The sequence below is a fragment of the Streptomyces sp. T12 genome (assembly GCF_028736035.1).
In the GTDB taxonomy this organism is placed as follows: domain Bacteria; phylum Actinomycetota; class Actinomycetes; order Streptomycetales; family Streptomycetaceae; genus Streptomyces.
In genome coordinates, this window is the sequence record NZ_CP117866.1 from 678,544 (window position 1) to 701,185 (window position 22,642).

The 22,642-nt window shown below is 69.2% G+C and carries 13 protein-coding genes and 3 pseudogenes; 5 read left to right on the plus strand and 11 right to left on the minus strand.

Going from position 1 to position 22,642, the window contains the following annotated elements; genetic code table 11:
• The first annotated feature begins 131 nt into the window (after positions 1 to 131).
• Together PBV52_RS03070 and PBV52_RS03075 are read left to right on the plus strand one after the other, a co-directional pair.
• Complete coding sequence (locus PBV52_RS03070; RefSeq protein ID WP_274236696.1) at positions 132 to 1,541, plus strand: non-reducing end alpha-L-arabinofuranosidase family hydrolase; 1,410 nt, start codon at positions 132 to 134, stop codon at positions 1,539 to 1,541.
• A 90-nt stretch (positions 1,542 to 1,631) separates the two neighbouring features.
• Positions 1,632 to 3,278: an RICIN domain-containing protein gene (locus tag PBV52_RS03075; RefSeq protein WP_274236697.1), complete on the plus strand. Its 1,647-nt coding sequence runs from the start codon at positions 1,632 to 1,634 to the stop codon at positions 3,276 to 3,278.
• A gap of 193 nt (positions 3,279 to 3,471) precedes the next feature.
• Here the strand turns inward: PBV52_RS03075 and PBV52_RS03080 are convergent.
• The 5 genes and pseudogenes from PBV52_RS03080 to PBV52_RS03100 all read right to left on the minus strand — a co-directional run.
• A pseudogene (locus PBV52_RS03080) lies at positions 3,472 to 4,155 on the minus strand (WD40/YVTN/BNR-like repeat-containing protein); the annotation flags it as partial.
• 357 nt (positions 4,156 to 4,512) lie between these two features.
• Positions 4,513 to 5,496 carry an acetylxylan esterase gene (locus PBV52_RS03085; RefSeq protein ID WP_274236698.1) on the minus strand — a complete coding sequence of 328 codons (984 nt, stop codon included), beginning with the start codon at positions 5,494 to 5,496 and terminating at the stop codon, positions 4,513 to 4,515.
• 339 nt (positions 5,497 to 5,835) lie between these two features.
• Positions 5,836 to 6,552: a cellulase B precursor gene (locus tag PBV52_RS03090; protein WP_274236699.1), complete on the minus strand. Its 717-nt coding sequence runs from the start codon at positions 6,550 to 6,552 to the stop codon at positions 5,836 to 5,838.
• A 136-nt stretch (positions 6,553 to 6,688) separates the two neighbouring features.
• Positions 6,689 to 9,040 (minus strand): xyloglucanase, encoded by a 2,352-nt coding sequence (locus PBV52_RS03095; RefSeq protein WP_274236700.1) that lies wholly within the window; start codon positions 9,038 to 9,040, stop codon positions 6,689 to 6,691.
• Positions 9,037 to 9,318, minus strand: a complete 282-nt coding sequence (locus PBV52_RS03100) for a hypothetical protein (protein WP_274236701.1) — start codon at positions 9,316 to 9,318, stop codon at positions 9,037 to 9,039. The genes PBV52_RS03095 and PBV52_RS03100 overlap by 4 nt, the downstream gene beginning before the upstream one ends.
• Before the next feature lie 457 nt (positions 9,319 to 9,775).
• On the opposite strand from PBV52_RS03100, the gene PBV52_RS03105 reads away from it, so the two are divergent.
• Complete coding sequence (locus PBV52_RS03105; protein WP_274236702.1) at positions 9,776 to 12,718, plus strand: glycoside hydrolase family 3 protein; 2,943 nt, start codon at positions 9,776 to 9,778, stop codon at positions 12,716 to 12,718.
• A 272-nt stretch (positions 12,719 to 12,990) separates the two neighbouring features.
• Positions 12,991 to 14,238 carry a condensation domain-containing protein gene (locus tag PBV52_RS03110; protein ID WP_274236703.1) on the plus strand — a complete coding sequence of 416 codons (1,248 nt, stop codon included), beginning with the start codon at positions 12,991 to 12,993 and terminating at the stop codon, positions 14,236 to 14,238.
• A 254-nt stretch (positions 14,239 to 14,492) separates the two neighbouring features.
• Here the strand turns inward: PBV52_RS03110 and PBV52_RS03115 are convergent, their stop codons facing one another.
• The 6 genes and pseudogenes from PBV52_RS03115 to PBV52_RS03145 all read right to left on the minus strand — a co-directional run bounded on the left by PBV52_RS03115 (position 14,493) and on the right by PBV52_RS03145 (position 22,111).
• Positions 14,493 to 15,599, minus strand: coding sequence for a ricin-type beta-trefoil lectin domain protein (locus PBV52_RS03115; RefSeq protein WP_274236704.1), 1,107 nt, complete (start codon positions 15,597 to 15,599; stop codon positions 14,493 to 14,495).
• 88 nt (positions 15,600 to 15,687) lie between these two features.
• Positions 15,688 to 16,112 (minus strand): annotated as a pseudogene (locus PBV52_RS51585) (Beta-galactosidase C-terminal domain).
• Positions 16,112 to 18,322, minus strand: a complete 2,211-nt coding sequence (locus tag PBV52_RS03130; protein WP_274236705.1) for an exo-alpha-sialidase — start codon at positions 18,320 to 18,322, stop codon at positions 16,112 to 16,114. Before PBV52_RS03130 ends, PBV52_RS51585 begins: the two are co-directional and overlap by 1 nt.
• A 134-nt stretch (positions 18,323 to 18,456) precedes the next feature.
• Positions 18,457 to 19,383: a carbohydrate ABC transporter permease gene (locus PBV52_RS03135; RefSeq protein WP_274236706.1), complete on the minus strand. Its 927-nt coding sequence runs from the start codon at positions 19,381 to 19,383 to the stop codon at positions 18,457 to 18,459.
• The gene (locus PBV52_RS03140) at positions 19,380 to 20,432 is read right to left on the minus strand and encodes a sugar ABC transporter permease (RefSeq protein WP_274236707.1); all 1,053 of its coding nucleotides are present in this window, start codon (positions 20,430 to 20,432) and stop codon (positions 19,380 to 19,382) included. The genes PBV52_RS03135 and PBV52_RS03140 overlap by 4 nt, the downstream gene beginning before the upstream one ends.
• Entirely contained in the window at positions 20,432 to 22,111 is a 1,680-nt protein-coding gene (locus tag PBV52_RS03145) for an extracellular solute-binding protein (RefSeq protein WP_274236708.1), read from the minus strand. The genes PBV52_RS03140 and PBV52_RS03145 overlap by 1 nt, the downstream gene beginning before the upstream one ends.
• Before the next feature lie 324 nt (positions 22,112 to 22,435).
• On the opposite strand from PBV52_RS03145, the pseudogene PBV52_RS51590 reads away from it, so the two are divergent.
• Positions 22,436 to 22,642: pseudogene (locus PBV52_RS51590) on the plus strand (hypothetical protein); the annotation flags it as partial.

Here is a 22,642-nt window from a genome sequence, read left to right on the forward strand (position 1 = left end):
ACCCTCCCGCTTACGCGAGACTTCGACCATCGTTCGATATTACGAACACGGTCGGGTCGTAGCGCACCAACAGTCCGGACAGCCTCTGACGGGGCCAACCGGAACCGCTTACTCAAGGAATGAGCCCCCCCATGCGCAGACGTGGTTTCAGCCGCAGGCATCTGTCTGTGGCGCTCGCGGCCCTGGTCGCTTCGGCGGCGACACTCGTCGCCAACCCGGCTCAGGCGGCCAGCAGCGGCGCCTTGCGCGGCGCCGGTTCCGGCCGGTGTCTCGATGTGCCGGGCGCCAGCCAGACCGACGGCACGAACCTGCAGATATGGGACTGCCACGGCGGGACCAACCAGCAGTGGACGCTGACGGACAACAACCAACTGACCGTGTTCGGAAACAAGTGCCTGGATGTTCCGGGCCACGCCACCACGGCCGGGACCCGGCCGGTGATCTGGTCCTGCAACGGCGGTACGAACCAGCAGTGGCGGGTGAACCCCGACGGCACGGTCGTCGCAGTGGAGTCCGGGCTGTGCCTGGACGTCAGCGGCGGCGCCACGGCCAACGGCACTGCGGTGCAGCTCTGGAACTGCAACGGCGGCAGCAACCAGAAGTGGAGCGGTCTGTCCGGAGGGGGCAGCACGTGTTCTCTTCCGTCGACCTACCGGTGGACCTCGACCGGTCCGCTGGCGCAGCCGGCGAACGGATGGGCCTCGCTGAAGGACTTCACCACCACGACGTACAACGGCAAGCACCTGGTCTACGCGACGTACTCCGACGGCAACTGGCACTCGATGGGCTTCAGCCCCTTCACGAACTGGTCGGACATGGGCTCGGCCGGCCAGACCGCGATGAGCCAGTCGGCGGTGGCGCCCAAACTGTTCTACTTCGCGCCCAAGAACATCTGGGTGCTGGCCTCAAATGGGTGGGGGACCCAATGGCCCTTCGTCTACCGCACGTCGAGCGACCCCACCAACCCCAACGGCTGGTCCGCGGCGCAGCCGCTGTTCACCGGCAGCCTCCCCGTAGGCGGCCCGATCGACCCGACCCTGATCGCCGACAACCAGAACATGTACCTGTTCTTCGCCAATGACAAGGGCGGCATCTTCAAGTCGACCATGCCGATCGGGAACTTCCCGAGCAGCTTCGGCTCGTCGTACACGACGGTCATGACCGACACGGAGAAGAACCTGTTCGAGGCGCCGGAGGTCTACAAGGTCCAGGGCCAGAACCAGTACCTCATGATCGTCGAGGCTCGCGGTGTGAATGAGGACCGCTTCTTCCGTTCGTTCACGGCCACCAGCCTGAACGGCCCGTGGACCCCGCAGGCCGCCACCGAGAGCAACCCCTTCGCGGGCAAGGCCAACAGCGGCGCCACCTGGACCAACAGCATCAGCCACGGTGACCTGGTCCGCAACAACCCCGACCAGACCATGACCATCGACCCCTGCAACCTGCAGTTCCTCTACCAGGGCCTGTCCCCCAACGTCCCGCCGGGCACCGACTACGTGAACCTGCCGTACCGGCCGGGCCTGCTCACCCTGCAGCGCTGACCCGCGGGCACATGACCAGAAGCTTGTGACCGTGCCTATCAGGCACGGTCACAAGCGGCTTCCGCTCTATCTCCCAGGAAGGAACCCTCCATGGTTCCCATACACAGACGACTGCTGCGTCTCCTCACAGCCACCGCGCTGACGCTCTCCGCCTGCGTCACCGCCTCCGCCGGCACGACCGCCGAGGCCGCGCCGGGCAGCCCGGTGCTCGCGCCGCCGCTGGGCTGGAACAGTTGGAACAGTTTCGGGTGCGGGATTACCGAGGCGCAGGTGCGCCAGGCCGCCGACGCGATGGTGTCCTCGGGCATGAAGGCCGCGGGCTACCAGTACGTCGTGGTCGACGACTGCTGGTTCGACCCGCAGCGCGACGCGGCGGGCAACCTCCGCGCCAATCCGACCAAGTTCCCCAGCGGCATGAAGGCACTCGGGGACTACATCCACAGCAAGGGCCTGAAGTTCGGCATCTACCAGGCACCCAACGAGAAGACCTGCGCCCAGGGCGTGGGCACCTACCCCGGCTCCACCGGCAGCAAGGGCCACGAGGCCCAGGACGCCAACACGTTCGCCTCATGGGGCGTCGACTACCTCAAGTACGACTGGTGCTCCTCCAGCGGCACCCGTGACGAGCAGGTCGCGCGCTTCACGCTGATGCGTGACGCCCTGCGCGCCACCGGGCGACCGATCGTCTACAGCATCAACCCCAACAGCTTCCACGCCATCACCGGCGCCACGTACAACTGGGGCGAGGTCGCCGACCTGTGGCGGACGACCGAGGACCTGCTCGACATCTGGCAGAACAACAACACCAACAGCTATCCCATGGGCGTCGGCAACGTCCTGGACGTCACCGCACCGCTGGCCGCTCAGTCGGGCCCGGGTCACTGGAACGACCCCGACATGCTGGTCGTCGGCCGCCCCGGACTGTCACTGACCGAGTCCCGCTCCCACTTCGCCCTGTGGTCGCTGCTCTCGGCCCCCCTCATCGCGGGCAACGACATCCGCACCATGTCCGCCGACGTCAGCGCGATCCTGCGCAACCCCCGCCTGCTGGCGGTGAACCAGGACCCGCTGGGCGCGGGCGGACGCCGGGTGCGCGACGACGGCGACACCGAGGTGTTCGCCAAGCCCCTGTCCGACGGCTCGGCCGCGGTAGGCCTGTTCAACCGGGGAGGCAGCACCACGACCATCACCACCACGGCCGCCCAGGTCGGCCTGACCGGAGGCTCGTTCACCCTCACCGACCTGTGGACCGGCGCCACGTCCAGCACCTCCGGCCAGATCTCCGCGAGCGTCCCCGCGCACGGCGTCGCCGTGTTCAAGATGACCGGCGGCAGCCCGCTTGCCGCCACCACCGCACGCCTGCGCGGCACCGCATCCGGCCGCTGCCTGGACGTTGATCGCGCCGCCACCGCGGCTGGGACGACGACGCTGATCTGGGACTGCCACACCGCCGCCAACCAGCTATGGACCAGCTGGGCCGGCGGCGAGATCCGCGTCTACGGCGACAAGTGCCTGGACGCCTACAACCAGGGCACCACCAACGGCACGCCGGTCATCATCTGGCCCTGCAACGGCCAGGACAACCAGAAGTGGACGGTCGGCTCCGACGGGTCGGTCCGCAACGTCCATGCCGGACTGTGCCTCGACGTCAACGGGGCCGCCACCGCGGGCGGGACCCCGGTCATCCTGTGGACCTGCAACGGCCAGAACAACCAGAAGTGGACCACGCTCCCCTGACTCGCCACCCCTACCACCGCGCGGGGAGACGCCCGATCGGTTGAGGGCAGTCCCACGACAGCAGACCAAGCTGCGGGGACTGCCCTCCTCACCGGGCTGGGCTACCTGATACGGGTATCCATCCTCCGCGAGGTTCCTCAGCCATGGCGGGGCCGCGGGCCGTTGTGCCTGCGGCCCCGCTCGGGTGCCTGGGTCAGGACGGGTCGCCGTACTGCAGGCCGCGTCCGTTGGTGCCGACGTAGACGCGGCCGTAGGTGTCGGGGCCGCGGGTGATGACGCCGACGCCGCCGATGGCGCCCCACTGGTGGGCCTTGTCGTTGACGCGGAGCCAGGTGGCGCCCTTGTCGGTGGAGCGGAAGACTCCGGTGACGTCCTTGACGGTGCCGATCAGGTACAGGGCCTGGTAGCCGGTGCCCGGCTTGGCCTTGCCGAAACCGAGGGCGGAGGCGGAGGCGGAGGCGGACTGCACCGTCTTGAGCGTGGTGAAGGTGCGGCCGCCGTCGGTGGAGTGCAGCAGCCCCTTGCCGTAGCCGGAGATCCACAGGTCCCCGGCGATGCCCGGGATGGCCGTGAGCTTGCCGGAGGGCAGGTTGCCGGCGCGGGCGGTGAAGGTCGCGCCGTCGTCGGTGCTGGCGTAGAGCGTGCCGCCGGACAGGGAGTAGAAGGTCCTGGCCGAGGAGCGGTCGGCGACGACTGCGGCGTCGTTGCCCAGGCCGCTGACCCTCGACCAGCTCGCCCCGTTGTCGGTCGAGCGGTACGGGGCCTGACCGGCCTGGGTCCAGACGATGGTGGAGCCGTCGGCCGCGAGCGCGACGCGGCCGTCCTGGGCTTCGGCCACCGGCTCGGCCTTGAAGCCGTTCCAGCTGCGGCCGCCGTCGCCGATGCCCTTGATGTCGACGGCCTCTCGCGGAAGGACACCGAGCCCGGGACCGTTCACCGGCCTCGGTGTCACCGACGGAGTCCAGGGTGACGTCCCGGACCCGTGGAGACCCGGGTGCCTATCGGGTAGGCGGAGGCGCTGAGGGGGCGTCCTGAGCAGGGAGTTGGCGCCCGGGCTTCAGCCGGCGAACATGCCACCGGCGCACGGCGGCGGAGGCAGCCCGGGCGGAGTGCTGCTTCCGTGTGTGCGGTGGGGCGCTTGGGTGAGGCCCTGGCTGCGTCCGCGTCAGCCGCTCCTTGTGATCGGGTGAGACGGTCGTTCCCCGAACGGAGACGGGTGGCTGCGGTGCAAGGGTCACTGCTCGGGTGCGAGTCCGCGCTCGGCCAGCCAGTCCAGTTGGACGGGTGGGTTGGAGCCGCAACCGCCGCCGTGGTCGGCGAACGGCCAGACGGTCATGGTCCGGTCCTCACCCGCGTAGTGGTTGAAGGCGGCGTAGACCGTGGAGGCCGGGCAGATCGGGTCCATCAGGCCGACGCTGAACAGGGCCGGTGCGGTGGCCCGCTGGGCGAAGTGGACGCCGTCGAAGTAGTCGAGGGTGGCGAACGTCGGCTCCACGCGGTGGCGGCTGTGCCAGCGCAGGTACTTGGCGATTTCCGGGTAGGGGCCCTCGCCGGTGATCTGGACGGCGCGGCGGAAGTGGCACAGGAACGGCACGTCGGGCATCACCGCCGCCACCCTGTCCCCCAGGAGTCCAGCGGTGGCGAGGGCCAGTCCGCCGCCCTGGCTGCCGCCCGCGACCACGATCCTGCGGGCATCGAGGGAGGGCACTTCCGCGACGGCGTCCACCGCCCGCGCACAGTCGGTCATCAGGCGCCGGTAGTAGTAGTTCTCGGGCGAGTCGATGCCGCGGGTCATGAATCCCTCGACCCACTGCGTGCCGTCGCCCAGGGTCCGGTCCGGGGTGTCGTGGCCTTGGCCTCGGCTGTCGACGACGAGCTGGGCGTAGCCGGCGGCGGGCCAGAAGAGGTGGTCGGTGGGCAGGGCACGGCCGCCGCTGTAGCCGTTGTAGGTGACGACGACGGGCAGCGGGCCTTCGGCTCCGCGCGGGCGGAGCAGCCAGGCGGCCACCGGCTCACCCTGCCAGCCGGGGAAGCGCAGGTCGTCCACCTCGACGGTGCGCAGCCGGAACCGGTCCGTGACGCGCTCGGCCTTCACCGCTCCGCCCTGTGATCGGGCGTCGTCGAGGGTGTGCTGCCAGAACGCGTCGAAGTCGTGCGGTGCGGTCGACACCGGTCGGTAGCCGACGAGTTCGTCATGGCCGAAGTCGGTGAGAGGCATGAGGACTTCCTCCGGATGGGGAGATGGTGAAGCGGCGGGGTGAGGGAACGTGGACAACACGCGAAGGGCGTGACGTCGCACCACCGCCTGTGTGACGGACGGCGTGTGCGGAGTGCAGCGCGGTGGAACGGCGGGAGGAGCGGTGGGCAGTTGGGAGTGTGCAGGGCAGGCGGATACGGTCCAGCACCTGGTGGAGGCGTTCGATGGGGGCGTCGAGCCAGGAGAAGTCATTGCATCCTTGCTCGGACCGGGCCGCCCGACCCTCCGTACGGAGAGTCGGGCGGTACTTACCGGCAAAGGGCGGCCGGTCACTCGTCCGCCCCTCTGCTTGTCTCGGCGTCAGAAGCCCACGGCGCCCCAGGAGTGGGCGGTGTAGTCACCCGGCCCGAATTCCCAGCCGGCCATGACGCTGTTGAGGTAGTGGTCGTTGGTGTAGAGGCCCTTGTTGAGGCCGTAGTTGAAGAACGGGGTGAGGCTGCCGGACCACCAGCCGGACCTGCTCCTGTCCAGGAAGCTGAGGGTGTGGTCGCCGTTCGGCCAGTTGTAGTCGTAGATGTCCCAGCTGCGGCCGCCCAGGCTGACGTTGGTCACGGTCGGGACCGCGTTGCCGTTCCCGTCGTAGCGGTCTGCCAGCGGCTGGGTGTTGGACCAGTTGAGCCAGATCATCAGCTCGGTCTTGGAGTTGCGGTTGTTCGGCTCGGGGTAAGGGTCGATGAAGATGTCGTACGTGGCGTTGTAGCGCGAGCCGGACTTCGGCCACGCCGACTGGCTGAACCACGAGTTGTTGTTGGGGTTGACGTTGCCGATCTTCTTGGGGAGCGTGGTCACCGGGGAGGACCAGCCCCAGTCCTTGCCGTTGACCATGGCGACGAAGCCGGTGCCGGTCGGGGAGTTCACGCCCCAGGAGTTGTCGTTGGCGTACCACGTCGAGGCGTTGCCGCCGGTCGAGTAGTGCTTGAACCAGTACGTCTGTGACGCTGCCACTGCCGAGTTCGGCAGGGTGAAGACGAGAGCCAGAGCCGCGAGAAGCGCGGCCCAGCCGATACGGAATTTCATCAGCCCTCCGGAATGTGTGCTGAGTGGGGGGATCACACAGGAGAGGAGAAGTCGGTCGTCCTGCCGTGGCGGCAGGGCCACGTCGGTCTCCCCTTCGGGACGGCGGGTGCGGAGCGCGATGACCGGGAGTCAGACCTCACTTCGGGTCGCCGTAGATGACTCCGCGTCCGTTGGTCCCGAAGTAGACGCGACCGTAGACCCGGGGATCTCCGGTCATGGTGTTGCCGGTCCAGGCGTACTGGTGGCGGTCGTCGTTGATACGGGTCCAGGTCCGGCCCGCGTTGTCGGACCGGAAGATGCCGCGCACGCCATGGATCTTGGAGCTGGTGTAGACGGCGGGGTACTTGGCGCCGGGCGCGGCCTTGCCGAATCCGACGACGTCGCCCTCGTTCACCGCCGTGAACCTGGTGAAGGACGTTCCGGAGTCGGTCGACCGCCACAGCCCGTACGGTGTGGGGGTGGTGGGCTTGGTGGTGCCGCCGGCCAGCCAGATGTCGCCCTCGTGACCCGGGACCGGCTTGAACCGGACGTTCCCCGCGGTGGGCAGACCGGTCGCCGCCGTGGCCTTGAAGCTCTTGCCGCCGTCCGTGCTGAGGTAGAAGACCCCGGCGTCGTAGGCGTAGAACTTCGCCGGGTTCACCCGGTCGGAGCGCACGGAGGCCCCGGCCGGCAGCCCCTTCGACGCCGTCCAGGTCGCTCCGTGGTCGTCGGACCAGCTGACCGGCGCACCGGCCGGTGACCAGACGATCTGCCTGCCGTCGGCGCTGATGGCGACGGCCTGGTCCTCGACTCCGGGCCCGGTGGCGCCGGACGGCTCACTGCCCGACGGCGTCCAGGTGGCGCCGCTGTCGGTGGAGATGGCGAAGTGCTGGGTCCAGCCGCTGGTGGGGTGGCCGACCCGCACGATGGTGTGGGGCGCCAGCTCCGCGTAGTCGAGGGCCGGAGTGCCGCCGAAGGTCGGGCTGTCGTACATCTTCGGCGCCTTGCGGAAGTCCGTGTGCCGGAAGCCGCCGACGTCGCCGACGCCGGAGAAGAGATGCGCCGCGCCGACGGGCGGGCTGATCACACACATGACAGCGGTTTCCTCCAACCCCTGGGCCCGCACGGACAGGTGCACCGTGCGGTCGCTGTCCCAGTCGGTCAGGTTGTCGGCGCCGTAGATCGTCGCGCCGGTTCCGTACATGAAGTGGTCGGAGTCGAAGGGGTCGATCTGGACGGACTCCATCATCCAGCCCAGCTTGGGGGCCATCTCGGGAAGCGACGGCGAGGCGTTCCAGGTCAGCCAGGGGGCGGCGGAGATGTCGATGTCGTAGCGCAGGGTGCGCTCGGAGTTCGTGTCCAGGTCCCACGCGCGGGTCCAGCTCGCGCCGCCGTCGGTGGAGCGGAAGAGGATGCAGTCGGGGGACCAGTTGACCTGGGTGGACACCATCAGGGTGTCCGGGTTCTGCCGGTCGATGGTCAGGCCGCTGTACCCCCACTTGTTGTCGTCGCTGGTCGACGGGACCGGGCTGATGCGGGTCCAGGTGTCGGTGGCGGTGTCCAGCTTCCACACGTCGCCCTTGGAGCCGTCGTAGGGTCCGGCGGTGTCGCTGGTCGCCAAGTACAGGTAGCCGCCGACGTGGTCGAAGTCCGCATGGTGCGGGATGAAGCCGGTGGGCTGCCCGGGCACGCGTTCCCAGGTCGCTCCCGCGTCGGTGGACCGGTACAGGATGTTGTCCTTGTCGGCCACGGTGACGTAGAGGGTCCGGGTGGCCCGGCCCGCTCTGCCGGTGCGCTTGTCGAAGACGACTTGCAGCACGCCCAGGTTGTCGCCGTTGTAGCCGTCGGGGTCGGTGGGGTCGATGACGAAGTTGCCCGCGTTGGGGAAGCTGGTCACCTTCGCGAACGTCTTGCCGTGGTCGGTGCTGCGCCACAGCCCGTGGCCCCCGCGCACCCCCAGGTAGAGGATCCTGTTGCGGTTGGGGTCGATCACCAGCCGCTCGCCGATGCCCCGGCCTGGCATGTTGCCGCCCAGCCGGAACGGCAGGGGAGTGGTCTTCCAAGTGCGGCCTCGGTCCGTCGAGCGCAGGATCGCCGCCATGCTCGGGTCCCATTCGGGGAGGGTGTACGTGCCCGCCGCCAGGTAGACGCGGTCGGGGTCGACCTCGTCGGTGGCGATGCTGATGATGCCGGTGTGTCCGTACTCGTCCCAGACGATCCAGTCGGTGAGGGGGATCCACCGCCGGGACGCCGTGTCGAGGCGATAGGCGCCGCCGATGTCGGTACGGGCGTACACCAGTCCGGGTTCGCTCTGGTTGAAGACGATGCCGGTGACGAAGCCGCCGCCGACTATCTCGGCGTTGCGGAAGGTGTAGGGCGTGCGTCGGACCTTGCCGGTCGCGCCGGCGGATGCAGCGGAGGCAGCGGACGGGGCGAGCACAGGGAGTGCGGCCGCGGTCGCGCCGGCGGCCAGCAGTCCTCGGCGGGAGAAGTGCGGGACATGGGTCATGACGCGTCCTTGCCTTTCGGGTGCGCGGGAAAAGTGAGGTAACCCGCCTCGGTGACCGCTTTGTTGGGGAGTCCGACGGACGCCGTGTCCGGCCGGCCGACCATGCTGGGCACATGGGCGGGCAGCGCGGCGGCCAAGTCCTTCTTGCTGCTGGTGCCGTCCTTGCCAGCACCGGAGTCGCTGCCTCCGCAGGCGGCCGGCAGCAGTGAGAGAGAGGCGGCGCCCGCTGCGCCGGCGGCTGTTCGCAGGACGGCTCGGCGGTTCGTCTCCGTGCTCATGTCGTTGCGGCCCTTCGTCTCCGTGGAGCTGACCGGCGGGCGGGCCGACGCGGAGTCGCCCGGAGGACTGACGCGGGGAGGGCGGGAGGAATCCAAATCGATGCGCTTCGACGTTTCGGTGACACTAAGACTGTGTTTCCGGGCACGACAACGGGCCGTCAAGGTCACTTTCCGGTAACAGACACGGTCGAGGGCGACGGTTCCCCCGCCCTCCATACGGCTTTGACCCAGGTGAGCTGGCCTTTTGGACGACCTCTCAGAGATGTACGCCAACGCCGGAAAGACGACTTGGGACGGCTGAGTGACCTGTGATTGACACACGACTCGGCGTCATGCCAACGTCGAAGCGCTTCGACTGCATGACAGCAAGATCGAGGAAAGCCGCATGCCGCCCGGGCGCGCAGTCTCCACGCTTCCGACGCCTTTCTCCTTCGACCTCCTGCAAGGGACATCTCAGGTGAGTACCGCCGCCACACCCCCCGAGCCGCCCACCACCGACCTGCCGTTCCGCGACCCCGCGCTACCCCTCGCACAGCGAGTCGACGACCTGATCTCCCGACTGACGCTCGACGAGCGCATCGAGCTGCTCTACCAGTACTCACCAGGAGTCCCGCGCCTCGGGCTGGCCCCCTTCAAGACCGGCACCGAAGGCCTGCACGGCGTGTCCTGGCTGGGGCCGGCCACCGTGTTCCCACAGGCGATAGGCCTGGGCGCCACCTGGGACGAGGAACTGCTGCACGAGGTCGCCACAGCCGTCGGCACCGAGGCCCGCGCCTTCCACGAGCGCCCCGCCGTCGACGGCCCCCGGCACAGCCTCCAGGTCTGGGCACCGGTGGTGAACCTGCTGCGCGATCCCCGCTGGGGCCGCAACGAGGAGGGGTACGCGGAGGATCCACTACTCACCGGCCGGCTCTCCGTCAGCTACTGCCGCGGGCTGGCCGGGGACCACCCGGTCTACCTGCGAACGGCACCCTTCCTCAAGCACTTCCTCGCCTACAACAACGAGGACGAGCGCGACCTCACCTCCTCCGTGGTGCCGCCCAGGGTGCTGCACGAATACGACCTCGCCGCCTTCCGCCCGGCCATCGAGTCGGGCGCCGCCACCGGGGTCATGCCGGCCTACAACCTCATCAACGGCCGCCCCTGCCATGTCAGTCCACTGCTGGAGACCGAGGTACGGCGCTGGGCCGAGCCCACCGGCCACGAGCTGTTCGTCTGCAGCGACGCCGGAGCCGTGACCAACCTCGCCGACTCGGAGCAGTACTTCGACGACCACCCCACCTCCCATGCGGCGGCGGTACGCGCCGGCGTCGACAGCATCACTGAAATGGGCGAGGACGGCAGCGTCACCCTCGACAGACTCCGCACGGCGGTCGACCGCGGGCTGCTCACGGAGGCCGACATCGACCGCGCCGCGCGACGCCACCTGTCGATCCGCTTCCGTCTCGGCGAGTTCGATCCGGACCTCGACCCCTACGCCGGCATCCGTGACGACGTCGTGGACAGCCCCGCACACCGTGCGCTCGCCCTGCGCGCCGCCACCGAGTCGGTGGTGCTGCTGAAGAACGACGGGGCACTGCCGCTGTCACCGGCCCCCGGCCGGCGCGTGGCGCTCGTCGGCCCGCTGACGGATACCCTCTTCGAGGACTGGTACAGCGGCACCATGCCGTACCGGATCACGGTCGCCACCGGCCTGGAGACGGCGCTCAAGGAGGCCGGCGCCGAACTGGTCCGTGCAGAGGGAGTGGACCGGATCACGCTGCGAGCCGCCTCCACCGGAGGCCGACTGCGCGTCCCCGCGTTCGACCCCGGCGGGCCGATGGTGGCCGGCGCCTCCACCGACGAGCAGGAGTCCGGCGACAGCGCCTGCCACGACCTGTTCGACTGGGGCGAAGGCGTGCTGACCCTCCGCAACGCGCGTACGGAGCGCTACATCACCCTCAGGGACGGCGACCTCACCCTCGCCGCCGACCAGACGCAGCCGAACGGCTGGTTCGTCCACGAGACCTTCCGGCTGGAACCCCAGCCGGACGGCACGGAACTGCTGCGCAACATCAGCAACGGCCGATACGCCGCCGTGGATCAGGCCACCGGCCGGGTCACCCTCTCCGCCGAAGCCCCCGAGAAGGCGGAACGCTGGACCCGAACGGTCGTCAGGGACGGAATCGCCGAAGCCGTCGCGGCCGCCGCCTCGGCGGACGTCGCCGTGGTCGTCCTCGGAAACGACCCGCACATCAACGGCCGCGAGACCGAGGACCGTACCGGCATCTCACTGCCGCCCACCCAGGAGGCCCTGCTGCGCGCCGTGGCCATCGAGCGCCCCGAGTCGGTGCTGGTCGTGATGAGCAGCTACCCGTACGCCGTCGACTGGGCCGACGAGCACCTGCCCGCCGTGGTGTGGACCTCCCACGGCGGGCAGGAGACGGGCCGGGCACTCGCCGCGATCCTGCTCGGCGAGGCCGAACCCTCGGGACGTCTCCCGCAGACCTGGTACCGCGGCGACGATCCGCTGCCCGGCCGCCTCGACTACGACATCATCACCGCCGGCTGGACGTACCAGTACCACGAGGCCGCACCCCTGTACCCCTTCGGGCACGGCCTGTCCTACACCGGCTTCGCCTGTTCCGACCTGCGGCTGTCCGCCCGGGAAGCGGCACAGGACGACACCCTGACCGTGAGCGTCGAGCTCACCAACACCGGAACGCGCCCGGGCACCGAGACCGTGCAGCTCTACACCCGCGCGCTCGCCGCCCGCCACCGCGCGCCCAGGCGCAGACTGACGGACTTCCGCAAGGTCTCCCTCGCCCCCGGTGAACGGCGGCGGCTGGAGTTCGGTGTGCCTGTCGCGGCCTTGGCCCATTGGTCCGTCTCAGCCGGCGCCTTCGCCGTGGACCCGGGACAGTACGAGATCCTGATCGGGCACTCGGCCGAAGCCATCGCCCTGACAGCGCCCTTCACCGTGACGGGGCCGGCCCTCCCCGTCCGCGGCCTCATCGGCGGACGTCTGGAGGCCCTCGACTTCGACGAGTGCGTGGGCGGCACGCTCGTCGACGCCACCCGGGAGCAGGGGGAGGCGGTCACGCCGGCAACCGGTGACATCCACTGCCGACTGCGCTACCGCTCGGTCGACCTGGGCGGCCCGGCAGACGGACCGCGTGTCATCACGGCCGAGGTGTCCCGCGCGACGGAGGGGGACGCGACCGTCGAGATCTACGCCGACGGCGGTCCCGGTACCGGCACCTTGCTCGCCGGCCTCCACGTCCCCGCCGACACCGACGGCCGGTACGACTGGCACACGGTCAGCGCACCGATGCCGGCGGAGGTGACCGGGGTGCACGACCTGCATCTCGTTCTGCGGGGCGGTGTCCATTTGGCCGCGATCGCCGGCGGGACGCGATAACGACCGGTGGGACGCGGTAGGAGAACGGTCCACCGCCGCGTTCCGCAGGTTCCGAGCATTGACGCACGTGGCCCGCGCGGATCTATCCTCTGTCTGAACACGGGGCGACGTACCGGAGGAGGGCCGGGGCGGGTATGCGACAGATCGCACGCCATGACGTCGTCTTCGTCTCCGGCTCCGCCGGAGAACATGAACTGACCTGGTCGCAGAGGGCCCATGAACACGAGGGATGCCACCCCCATCTCCACGGCCCCCGCAACAGGAACGTACGGATGGGTCGACCACTCGACGGCACGTCCGACATGGCCGCGGTGCTGCATGCCTTCGCCGCGGTCATGGCCCACTTCGAGGCGCTGCGCACGCTGTATCCACGTGACGCGGACGGGCACCCGCGCGCGGTCGTCGTGGCTTCCGGGGTGCTCCAGGTCGACGAGTACGCCTCCGACGCCCCACCGACCTACGACGAACTGAGCGTCTTCACCCTCCGGCTGGCCGAGCCCGGATTCGCCCCGGACGACCTGCCGTTGCGGGCCGCCGTCATCACCGTGGACGGCAGGCCCATCCACATCGCGCTGTCATTGCACCACTTCTCGGCGGACACGACAGCCGCCCGGATCGTGGCCGAAAACATAGCCCGACTGGCCGCCGATCCGGGCGCCGACCTCGGTTCGGGGTGGCAGCCGCGGCAGATCGCGAGCTTCGAAACCAGCCCCTCGGGGCTGCGGCACGCCCATCGTGTCGACACCCATGACCGGGCCATGCTCCGTCAGTCCGCCATGCCCGAACTCCTCGCGCCCGCGAGCCGCGACGGGGACGCCGTCTACAACTTCGTATGCCTCGATTCGGCGGCGGTCGCGCTGGCGGCAGCCCGTCTGGCGAAGCAGTACCGGACATCCGTGGCCGCCGTGCTGCAAGCCGCATACGCGTGCGCGCTCGCCGAGCACGTCGGCATCGGCAACTGCGTGTTCAACACCGTGATGGCCAACCGGCAGACCGCCTTCGCCCGCGAGGCGGTGGCCCATATCGCCGGCAGGGCCCTCGTCCCGGTCGACACGTCCCTGGGCAGCGACCGGTTCCCGGCGCTGTGCCGGGCCGTCGACGCGGCACTCGTCAGATCCTCCTCCGTCAGCCTGCGAGAGCCCGACCGCTACGCCAGGTCCCTGGACGAGGTCTCGGCCGAACTGGGCCGCTCCGCACACAACCCGTACGTGGTCAACGTCCGCCCCATAGCGCCCCGCACGCTGATCCGGGCTCGCGCGGACAGCGAACAGCAGGACCTCGAACGAGCCATGGCATCCAGCCGTTACCGCCGATTCCCCAAACCCGTCGACACGAACTCCGGAAAGCTCTGCTTCGATGTGTGGGGTATGTCCGAGACGGCCGGAATCAGTCTCGGGACGGATGCGACGTCGTTCGACGCGACGGATCTCGAACAGATACTCCTGTCCTTCGAGAGGCGGCTGGTCAGAGCCGCGATCGGCCCTCACGCCGCACGGAGCGGCTCCTCCGCCGGCGCGTAGAGACGCGGCGGGGTGCGGATGGCGGACGGCGAGATCCGGCTCCGCCTGGAGGAACCGGGTCGGTCGGGGCCGGCGCTCCGCCGGAAGATCGACGCGACGGCTCGGCTCGGGGGTGACGTCCCCGCCCCTCCCCGCCCGCGCCGGTTCCCGATGGTGCACCGCAGGTACCGGAGCCGAGGACGTCTCCGGGCCGAACCTCGGTGCCTTTCTTCCGGGATCTGAGTCCGGAAAAGGTTCAGATCCCGGGTGCTGGGTCATCCCGCGGTCAGAGTGGTCCACTTCTGGTTGGCGCCGCCGTTGCAGTCCCACAGGTGGAGCTGCGTGCCGTCGGCCGTGGAGGAGCCCGGAACGTCGAGGCAGCGGCCCGAAGCGGGGTTGCGGTAACCGCCGTTGTAGGGCTGCCAGACCTGGTTGGCGCCGCCGTGGCAGGACCAGAGCTGCACCTTGGTGCCGTTGGCGGTGGCCCCGCCGGCGGCGTCGAGGCACTTGCCCATGGAGCGCAGGGTGCCGTCGGTGTAGGCGGACCAGTACTGGTTGGCACTGTCGCCGCAGCTCCACGTCTGGACGGCGGTCCCGTCGGCGGTGTTGGCGCCGTTGACGTCCATGCACTTGCCGGCGATGCCGGACTGCACGCGTGCAGGGGCGGGCGCGGGGTTCCTCAGCCACCCTGCGCTGTCCGCGGCCTGGACGCCGCGGTGGAAGGCGTCGGCCATCTTCTGGTAGCCCGCGTCGTTGGGATGCAGGGGGTCGGCCAGGTCGGCCGTGGTCAAGCTGCTCATGTCGACGAATGCGACGCGTTTGCCCGCAGCCTGTGCGTCGCTGACGATTTGGCGGGTGGCCTGGTTGTACGTGCCCCGCCACCGCTCCTCCGAGCTGCTGGTGGACACGACCAGGGAGGCGACGAGGACGGTTGCGTCGGGGACGTCGGCGGTGACCTGGTTGACCAGCGACCTCAGCCGGGCGATGGCGGTGTCGACCTCGGAAGCCCCTTGGAGGTCGTTGGTGCCGATATGCAGCGTCACGACATTGGGCCGGTAGCGGGTCAGCGAGGCGTCGGCGAGTGCGGCGATCTGGTCGATGCGGTATCCCGAGTGGCCTTCGTTGTCCGGGTCGGACATCGAACCGCCCCGCACCGTGCCCACGAAGTCCAGCGGATGGCCGTCCGCCGCAAGCTTGTCCCACAACGGCGCCCGGTAGCCGTTGCCCGTACTGCTTCCCACACCCCACGTTATCGAGTCACCCAACGGCATGACCCGCAAGGGCGTGTTGGGGGCGGCGGAGGCAGGGGCCACACCTGCCGCTGTCAGCCCGAACGCGGCGGCGACAAGCGTGATCAGGGGTAGGATCCCAGACTTTCTCATGGAGTTTCCTCTCTTTTGCGAGTGATTGCTGAATCAGCGGGACTGATCGCCGCCCGGCCGTACCAGGGTGCGGGCGGCCGGGTTCGGGTCATGGCCGGAGCACCGCCACGTCGTAGCGGCCGAGGGTGACCCGGTCCGTGACGTCCGTCCCGGTGAGCAGGTCGTGGTGGGTGCCGGGCACCTCGACGGGCACGGGTTCGCGGCCGTGGTTGAGCACGAACAGCAGCTCGCCCCGGCGTACTGCCTCGACCTGTTCGGGGAGGCCGTCGATTACCGGGGGGACGCCCGCGCCGTCGGCGATGCGGGCCAGCAGGTCGCGCAGGGCGTCCGGTTCGGGAGGGTGGAGAGGTGCGCATGTAGTGCGGCAGGCGGGCCGGCAGGATGCCGTAGCGGGACCCCGGCCTCCTTCATCAGCCGGACGTCCTCGTGCCAGGTCTCCTCGGGCCACTGCTCGGGGTTGTGGTCGCCGCCGAAGAGAAGACGGCCGCGGGTGGCGTCACGCAGGTCGGGCATCAGACGGGCTCCCCGTACTGCACGCCGCGTCCGTTGGTGGCGACGTAGACCCGGCCGTAGACCCTTGGGTCACCGGTGATGGCGGCTCCGGTCCAGCCCCACTGGTGCTGGTCGTCGTTGATCCGCGTCCAGGTCTTCGCCTCGTCGTCGGAGCGGTGGATGGCGTTGAAGCTGTCGACGGCGCCGACCATGTAGATCGCCGGGTAGGAAGCGCCCCTGGCGGCCTTGCCGAAGCCAAGGGTGTGTGCGGCGTGGCAGCTGCTGACCTTGGCGAAGGTCGCGCCTGCGTCGGTCGAGCGGTAGAGCCCGTTCGTCTTGAGGCTGAGCCACAGGTCGCCGGTGCGGCCCGGGGCAGCCGTCAGCTGGGACTCGCTGTCGGGCGAGCTCAAGCCGGTGGCCCGGACGGTGAAGGTCCGGCCGCTGTCGGTGCTGGTGAACAGCGTGCCGTTGGTGGTGTCGAAGGCGTAGAAGCGGGTCGGGTCGACGGGGTCCGCGACCGGGGCGGCGCCCTTCGGGAAGGTGGCGACCTCGGACCAGGTGGCGCCGTTGTCGGCCGAGCGGTATCCGGGGTTCGCCGTGCCGAAGGACCACAGCAGCACGCTGCCGTCGGCGTTGGTGGCGATCGGCCCCGGTGCGTCCTTAGCGACGGCGGGCTGCGCCTCGAAGGGGGCCCAGGTCCTGCCCCCGTCGTTCGAGTAGGCGCCGTTGCCGTGGTCGCTCCAGCCCGCCCGGACCACGTACGAGGGCTTGGCCGCGGCCAGCGACAGGCCGGTGGAGGTGCCGAACACCGGGTTCGACGCCATGCCGCGCGACGGCGACGCCGTGAGCCGCTCGTGGTACATCACGCCGATGTCCCCGGAACCGCTGAGCAGGTGGGCCTCACCGGTCGGCGGCGAGAGCAGCTGGCGGATGGACGCCTCCTCCAGGCCGCGGATCTGCGGGGCCCAGTTCTTCAGGTCCCGGGTGCCGTAGAGGGTCGCGCCGGTGCCGTAGACGACGTGCTCCGAGTCGTACGGGTCGAGGGCGAGGGCCTGGATCCACCAGCCGAACTTGGGCTTGTCCTGGCCCCACTTGAGGTAGGGGGTCTCGGAGACGTCGAGGACGGCCCCGTCCTTCAAGGACGTCCAGGTGCGGCCGCCGTTCGTGGAGCGAAAGACGGTGTCGATCTCGGCCCAGCGGTTGTTCGTGGAGACGACGACCGTGCCGGGGCGGCGGGCGTCGACGGCGACACCGCCGTAGCCGAAGGCGTCGGCCGACCCGTCCGTCGCCGTCCCACCCGGCTTCACCGGGGTGACATCCGTCCACTTCCCGCTGCCGGAAGGCAGCTTGTGCACGCTGCCGTCCGACTGCCCGTTGGGGCCGGGGGCGTTGGCGTACGTCACGTACAGCTCGCGGGTGAGGCGGTCGTACGCGGCGCGGATCGGGACCTTGGCTGCGGCGCCGGTGGGCTGCCCGGGGACGGCCTCCCAGGTCGTGCCGTCGGAGGTGCGGTACAGCTTGGGCTTGCCTGCGGTGCCGTCGGAGTCGCCCCAGCCCGCGTAGACGGTACGGCCCGCGGCGATGAGGAAGGTGACGCCCTGGCCGGTGGCGCTCGGGGTTGCCGGGAAGTCCGCGGGCTGCCATGTGGCGCCGCGGTCGGTCGACTTGAGCAGCCCGTCGTGCCGGGTGCCGAGCCACAGCGTGTCGCAGTTGCGCGGGTCGACCAGGAGCCGTTCACCGCATCCCCGCCCGTCCTCGTTGCCGCCCAGCTTGACGGTGAGGTCGGTGCGCTTCCAGGTGGCGCCCCGGTCCTCGGACCGCAGCACGGCCCCGTTGCCGGCCCAGGACTGCGTGTACGCGCCCAGGGACAGGTACACCCGGTTCGGGTGGGCGGGGTCGACGGCGATGGCCTCGACGCCGAGCAGGTTCCAGTCGTCCCAGCCGAGGTGGTCCGTGAGCGGGATCCACTGGTCGGTCCGGTCGTCCCATCGGTAGGCGCCGCCGATGTCCGTGCGGGCGTAGGCGAGGCCGCGGCAGGAAGGATGGAAGAGGACGCCGGTGATGAATCCGGTGCCGCCCTGGACGGCGTTGCGCCAGCGGTAGGCCCCGCCGGCGGCGGTTGCGGGCGCGGCGAGGGCCGCCTGCCCGGCGAGGGGCGGGAGGGCGGTGAGGGCGGCGGCGGCCGCGGTGCCGGCGAGAACGGTTCTTCTGCTGGGCTGGGACGTGCGCATGACCTACCTCGTTCTTACGAAAGGGGGATGCGGATACCCACTCAGGGGCGCGGGGAACTGCGCGACCAGCCACGAGGCCGCGGCAGACAAAAGACAACCGATGGGCCTGTGGCGCGAAATGAACTACACCGGCGTCAGCCCTTGATGGCGCCGGTGAGCATGCCCTTCTTGAAGTGGCGCTGGACGAAGGGGGAGGCGACGGCGACGGGGATCAGCGCGAGGACCATGACGGCCATCTGCAGGCCCAGCGCGGAGAGTTGACCGGTGCGGACCGCCTGCTGAAGCCCTGTCGGCGCCTCGGTGTTCTTCTGCACCAGCTGGATGAGCACGTTCTGCAGCGGCATCATCTGCTGATCGGTGAGATAGATGGAGGCGTTGAACCAGGCGCTCCAGTACCCGACCGCGTAGAACAGGGAGATGACGGCCAGGACCGCCCGGGACAGCGGCAGGATGACGGTCAGCAGGATCCGCAGGTCACCGGCCCCGTCGATCCGGGCGGACTCGGTGAGTTCGGGCGAGATCCCCATGAAGAACGCCCGCAGCACCAGAATGTTGAAGACACTGACCGCGCTCGGCAGGATCAACGACAGATACGTGTCGGTCAGCCCCAGCGACTGCACCAGCAGATACGTCGGGATGAGCCCGGCGCCGAAGAACATCGTCGCCATCATGGTCATCAGGAAGAACCGGTGCCCCAGACTCCCCGGCCTCGACAGACCGTAGGCCGCGAGCACCGACACCGCCATGGAGAACAGCGTGCCGACGAGCGTCACCCCGACCGAGACCATGATCGCCCGGCTGACCTGGCCCCCGCTGAGCAGCTCGGTGTAGTTGACGAAGGTGATGCCCTGGGGGATTACGACGAGACCGCCGACCCGGTCGATCACCGGCTTCGGGGAGAGGCTGGTGACGATCACGATCCACAGCGGGCCGAGGACCCCCAGGCAGCACAGGGCCAGGAAGCCGCTCTTGGCGGTGAGTCCGACCTTGCTGGGCGGCTCCTCCCACACCGGGCGGGCGGGAGCCTTCAGGCTGCGGACGAGCTGCGTGTTGAGGCTCACTTCTTGTACACCCCCTGCTCGCCGAGCAGGTGCGCGACCTTGTTCGCACCCAGCACGAGACACACTCCGATGACTCCCTTGACCAGGCCGACCGCGGCCGCATAGCTGAAGTCGCCGTTCTGGATACCCATGTTCCACACATAGGTGTCCAGGACCTCGCTGGCCCCCGCACCGACCGCCCACCGCTGGAGCAGGAACTGCTCGAAGCCCACGCTCAGCGCGTCACCCACCCGCAGCACCAGCAGCAGCGCGATCACCGGGCGCAGCGCGGGCAGCGTCACGTGCCACATCCGCCGCCAGCGCCCCGCGCCATCCATGGCGGCGGCCTCGTACAGGTCGGTGCTGACCGCAGCCAGCGCCGCGAGGAAGACGATGATCCCCCAGCCGGCGTCCTTCCACACGGCCTGCGCGGTGACCAGATACTTGAACAGGTCCGCGTTGGTCATCAGGTCGAAACCGCTCCAGCCGTGCTGCTCCAGGGTCTGCGCGATGATGCCCGCACCGCCGAAGATCTGCTGGAAGACGGTGACCACCAGGACCCAGGAGAAGAAGTGCGGCAGATACATGATCGCCTGCGCCACCGCCCGCACCCTCGGCCGGATCACACTGTTGATGACCAGCGCGAGAGCGATGGGGACCGGGAAGAACAACACCAGCTGGAGCACGAACAGCACGATCGTGTTCTTCGTAGCGCTCCAGAACAACGGGTCGTCCATCATCCGCGAGAACTGCTCCACCCCCACCCAGGGGCTGTGGAAGATCGCCGTGATGCCGTTGCCGGCGGCGTACGGGTCGTAGTCCTGGAAGGCGACGACGTTGCCGAGCAACGGGACGTAGTTGAAGATCAGAAGCAGGACGATCACGGGCAACGTCATCACGATGAGCGTGCGGTCGCGGCGCCACCGCACCCGGAAAGGAACCCTGCCCGCCTTGCCGGCCTTGCGCGGAACGCTCTCCTTCACGGTGGCTGCGGCGACCGTGGCCGTCGGTTCCGCGACCGCCGCGGGGGGACGAGTCCCGTCAGGCCTGCTCCCGGCCGTGAGCGACATCAGTTGCCGCTGCCGTTCTTGTCGAGGAGCTTCTTGTACCAGTCGCGCAGCTTGTCACCGCCGGAGGACTTCCAAGTGGAGATGGCCTGCTGCACGTCGGACAGCTTCTTGTTGCCCCGCACGAAGTCGATCTCCAGCTGCTCGAACTGGCTGGAGAGGGTGGCGTAGCGGCTCGGCTCGACGATGTTCATGCCGAACGTGGACGTCTTCTTCATGAAGGCACCCTGCCGCTGCTGCCACTCCACCTGCTTGCGGGTGATCTCGGGGAGGTCGGGGTGGGCCAGGTAGGGAGCCGGGGCCGCCAGCAGAACCCAGGCGTTGTTCACCTCCTGGATACCCCGGTCGTTCTTGACCGGGACTCCGTCCTTGACCGTGTAGTGGGTGCCCTCGACGCCGTAGTCGACGAACATCCGCTCCTTGGTGCCGTAAGGCGCGGCCGCGAAGTTGGCGGCGGCCAGCGCGTTCTCGACCGTCTCCTTCGAAGCGCCCTTGCGGATCATCGACCAGATACCGGCGGGCTGGGCCGCGTACAGCGTCGGGTCGCCGCCGTCGGCGCCGAAGTAGTCCATGCCCTCGATCACGAAGTCCGGGTTGGACGCGGCCTGTTCGGTGGTCTTGCCGTACCAGGCGGATATGTCGCCGTTGAAGACCAGGATCTGCCCGGCGGTGAACCGCTGGCTGGGGTCGCCCGTGTTGGCCTTGTCGTCGGGATGGACCACGCCCGCGGCGAACAGCTTGCGGACCCACTCCAAATGTTCGAGGTACTCAGGATGCTCGTGGCGGTACGTCAGCTTGCCGTCGTCCCCGATGTTCCAGCCGAGCGTCCCGGCGGGGAGGAGACCGAAGAAGGCCGCCGCCGACCACCTCATGTCACCACAGGCCCACACCTTGGCCTTGGCGCTGGTGGCCTCCTTCGCCCAGCTGAGGAACTCATCGGTCGACTTGGGAACGCTGTAGCCCTCCTTGTCGAAGATGTCCTTGCGGTAGTAGGGCACGATGCCGGGCGTGGCGGCGGCGGGCATCGGGATGCCGCGCAGGGCGCCGCCGAAGATGCCCATGCGCCAGGCGTCGGAGGGGATGGCGGCCAGGTTCGGGTACTTCTTGACCTTGTCGCCCGCCAGGTAGGGGCCGAGGTCCATGAACTTCGCGGTGACCGCGTTGGAGATCTTGCCGACCAGCTCCCAGCTCGGCACAACCACCATGTCGGGTATGGAGCTGGAGGCGAGGACCGCGCCGAGCTTCTCGCCGTAGGTGTTGCCGTCCTGGTTCTGCCAGGTGACCTTGGTGCCCGCCGCCGCGTCGAGCGCCGTGTAATACGCGCACCCGGGCTTCGGCGGAGTGCCCCAGAGCGGGGACATGATCTTGAGGGGAGCGCCGGTGCCGAGCTTTTTCGGGACCGAGGAGGCGAGGGCCGCGAGGTCGACCTTGCTGATGTAGCCGGCTGACGAGCCGTTCTTCGACAGAAGGTCCGGCTTGGCGACCGTGCTGGCGACGTACGTCGGAAGCAGTTTGTCCGCATCCTTACGCGACGTGGTGCCCTCACGCGACCCGCCGCCCGAACCACCGCAGGCGGCAAGCAGCGGCATCCCTCCCGCCACCGCTGCGGTGGCGACCGCTGTGGAGGCGAGGAAGCTTCTCCGACTCGGTCCGGAGGAGGCGGAGGCGGCGTTCGGCGTCATTGCGTCAACCCTTCATGGCGCACCTGGACACCCGGCGGTGGGCCGTCGGCTGCGGTGTCTTGACTGGAACTGGCTGAGCTGAAAGGGGACATCCCATTACTGCGACGTAATGCGTAGTCGAAGCGCTTCGATGTTGCAGTGAGGTTAAGTGAAGGCTTGGGGGTACACAAGGGTCACTTCCAAGATTCCTCCGAGGTGCAGGAGGCCCTCCCCCGCATGCCCTGCTTGAGGCAACGATGTCGACCTCTTGACACTCCCCCAGCACCCTGACGAGCATCGAAGCGCTTCGAATGCGCACCCCGCTCCGCCTCAAGAGAATCCCACGTGTCTGCACATACGCCGCACACACCACAGCCGTTCCGCGATCGCAGCTGCCGTTCGCGGAGCGCATCGACGACCTTCCGTCGCGGCTCACCCTCGACGAAAAGATGGGATCCCTGCACCAGTCCACACCCGCGGCCGAGCGCCTGGCCGTCGCGGTTTCGTACCGACCACGAGGCCCTGCACGGCGTCGCCTGGATGGGCCAGGCT